The sequence below is a fragment of the Bacillus cereus group sp. BfR-BA-01380 genome (assembly GCF_022663535.1).
Lineage (GTDB): Bacteria > Bacillota > Bacilli > Bacillales > Bacillaceae_G > Bacillus_A > Bacillus_A cereus_BB.
This window is the reverse complement of the sequence record NZ_JAKUFS010000069.1, coordinates 1-3242: the sequence shown is the minus strand read 5'-3', so window position 1 is coordinate 3242 and position 3242 is coordinate 1. Positions and strand designations below refer to the sequence as shown.

Below are 3242 nucleotides of genomic sequence, written 5' to 3'. Positions count from 1 at the left end.
CAAACTGCATGGAGTTTGAAAATATGTAATGTTTTATGCCCTTATAGCCAGGTTCACCTGGTTTAGCACCGAATTGAAATCCAAACTCATATGTTTTTCTACCCATCAATACGGCATCGTATTGATGAATATCTGATAAAAAGTCTGGGATATGATCCCCATCAAATAAAAAGCTAGAATTATTAATATTTCTATCTATCATACCTTGATCTGCAATAAAGTTATCTAGTGAAACTGCGACATGATAAATCAATTCAGCCATTCAGTTATCCCTCCAGGAAAATGAATTACCTAATTAATTCTATAAAACTGGTTTCATTTCCTTTTCTTATTAATCAACCTGTCCCGGTTAACTCAATAAGCTTTATTCCATTAAATGGCCCGCTTGTGGAACAAAGAAATACTCTACAAAACGGATCTTTTTATCAAACTTTTTTACAAGTTATCAATCTTTATTATAAATAATCGAACTTTATTTTAAATCAACACCTTTTGGATTAGAAATCTTCGGGAATATTGCAAGTATTATCTATGAAGTATGTTTATGTGGGGAAGTAATAGTAGTTTTGATATGGAAACACTCCATTAATAAACTATCTTAAGAAAAAGAGTCTAGCATATCCAGACTTTTTTTCTTAAAAAAAACAAAAACGGTCGTTTGTGGAACTTTATTTATTTCTACTAAATTAGAATGAAATACAGTTAAAAATCAGTCCCAAAACTCATCACCAAAAATAAAGTACCATAACAATCATTCACAATACTGATCTTTTGTTTTATGCCAATTGTGTAAACCATCTTGTGTTGGTCCGCCCTGCTGCTGACAGTGTTTATCTACAATTATGTTTGTTGCTACGAAACCCGTGGCCACGCAAAACGCTATGCCGATGATCACATATTTATTTTTCATATCGTCACCTTACCTTTTTTCAATTCCTGTATTTCCTGCATTAATAACGTTTGGTTGTATAGTAGCGTTGTCAATTGCTTAGAAACGTTGTCCAATTCCTCTAATACACGCTTATATGATGCATTCTGATCAAATAATTCTGGGTTGTCTTCCTCGAAAGCTTGTGCCATTTGTTTTCTGCAAAATTTATAAATGTTGCTGTTAATGTTGACTTCTCGATTTTCTGAAATTTCACCAGTATCGATCATTTTATATTTGAGCCAAACTTGTTTATCCTCGCCTATGTATCTGTCCAATATCTCTAAACGGCCGCTTGCTATTTCGTGAACACTAGAAACATAGTATTTGCGGCTCTTTCTTAGTTCGGCCGGTCTCAATTTATCACTCATACAATTACCTTATCTCTACCATAAAAAGTTATATTCACACGGTTTACTTTAACAACATTCGGTTTTTCAACAATAATTAAACTTTTTGTAAGATTTATTCTTTTCTAATAAAGGGTACCGCCACATCACCATCAAGCTAAGAAAAACAAATACCTCAAAATGAGAAAATTGACATCTTGAGGTGAAAATGTACAAACTTTTCGTTTTTGGGGTACTTGAAAAAGAGCCCTGTAAACAGGGCTCTTCACTTTTAATTAATGACTAATATTAGCACTTGGATATAATGTTGTTCCTCCAATTGAAACTTTCATTTCATTTGTTAATGGAACATTTTGTTCATTAATAATTGTTCTCCACCATTCCCATGCAAGACCTGTACATTCTCTTGCTACGACTTTTACATTTTTTGCATTCGCTGGAAGTGGGATCACTGTATTGAAATGAGCAGTTCTGTCTCTACCGTTTCCATCCCAAGTTTTATGAGTTAATACTTCTTTTCCATTTTGATCATATGAGAATTCATCCCAAGATACATCAAATTGAGCAACATATCCACCAGTATGATCAAGCGTCATTTTCGCACTAGAATATTCTGTAGTTTTAGTCTCGATATAATCTGTATTGTTATGAACAGCAGCAGTTGAATTATCTTTTAAGAAAGAGCTAGTATATGAAATTGGGTATGCAGGATTTTTAGAACTTAATTCTGCATTATCCTTAATGACATTTCGGATTTCATCAAAATCTTTTGTAACAACCTTGTTATGCTCTTTTGCATCTCCGCCTAATACTACAGCAGTAAAGGTACTGTCTTCAAAAATATCTTTGTACTGTCCACTCGCTTCAACGCCTTGACCCTTAATTAAGGCTTTAAAAGCAGCTTGTACATCTTTGCTCTTAGATGATGTTTCTAATTTCACATAAACTGTTCTACCATAAGCTACATTTGACACCATAACGGGTGGAGCCGTATTACTTACCCCTTTACGAGTTAACTCATCAAACGTAACACTATTATCAAAAAGATCTGATGGATTGTTAGGTAGTTCTGCACTTACTGTATAGAAGATTTGCTTATATGCCGCAACCATCACTTTTTTCTCGCCATCTGCAACTGCTTTAAAATCAATATTCAGTGAATTGTCAAGATATTTAGCGTTAACATTAAGAGCACTTGCGATTTGAGATTTACTATACACCATAGATTCTGTATACTGCGTTCTTGCAGGTAACGTATGTGTTTTTGAATACTTGTCATTCCAAGTCGATACTAATTCATCTACTGCTCCAGACACATTACCATATGTAGGATTTTGGACAGTAATTGTATTGTCTTTTCTCATACCAGGTAAGTCGATACTAATATTCAAAGGTTTTCTCTTAGCCACTAATAAATCAGGTTGATTATCTGCAAAAGCTTTATTTGCAAGTTGTACTGCTCCTGGATAAGCACGATTAGCCACAGAATCAATAATTGAAATATCCACTGGTGAAGTTGTAAGTGATTTTTTCTCACGTTCAACTACTACAAATTTACCATTTGAATTTGTACTTTCTTTTGGAACAAAACTCTCTACTTTATCACCATTTATTGCTAAAACCTCTTGGTTATTATACTTTAGATTTGCTATACCAGTATCAATGTTAATAGCTTTTTTTGTTGCATTAGCTGAATTACTTTTAGGTGTTTCAGCAAAGGAACTAGATGAATAACCAATAGTGCTTAAACTAACTAATAAACATGTAAGGAATTTTATTCCTTTATTATTTTTCATATTTTTCAAAAAAATCAACTTCTTCCTTTTTTTGTATTAAGGTATGAGAATTGTTTGTGAATAATTGCTAAATAACGAACTTACATTACTGCTTTTAAAAGCTCTTGTACGAATGGAAGTAATCCACCGATAAATTTTAAAACTGCCATTGCGATTGCCATATGATTT

The 3242-nt window shown here is 33.1% G+C and carries 2 protein-coding genes and 1 pseudogene; all 3 read right to left on the bottom strand.

Annotated features, from left to right (window positions below; translation table 11 throughout):
• Positions 1–262, bottom strand: a pseudogene (locus MR076_RS25785) (dihydrofolate reductase family protein); the annotation flags it as partial.
• A 644-nt stretch (positions 263–906) separates the two neighbouring features.
• Positions 907–1299 (bottom strand): hypothetical protein, encoded by a 393-nt coding sequence (locus MR076_RS25780; protein WP_090995802.1) that lies wholly within the window; start codon positions 1297–1299, stop codon positions 907–909.
• A gap of 254 nt (positions 1300–1553) precedes the next feature.
• A complete protein-coding gene (locus tag MR076_RS25775) occupies positions 1554–3092 on the bottom strand; it encodes a thiol-activated cytolysin family protein (RefSeq protein ID WP_242225413.1) in 1539 nt (512 codons plus the stop codon).
• Positions 3093–3242: the final 150 nt, after the last annotated feature.

Excerpts from the sequence above, each read along its gene's own strand:
- MR076_RS25780 (WP_090995802.1), bottom strand. The coding sequence starts at position 1,299 with ATGAGTGATAAATTGAGACCGGCCGAACTAAGAAAGAGCCGCAAATAC.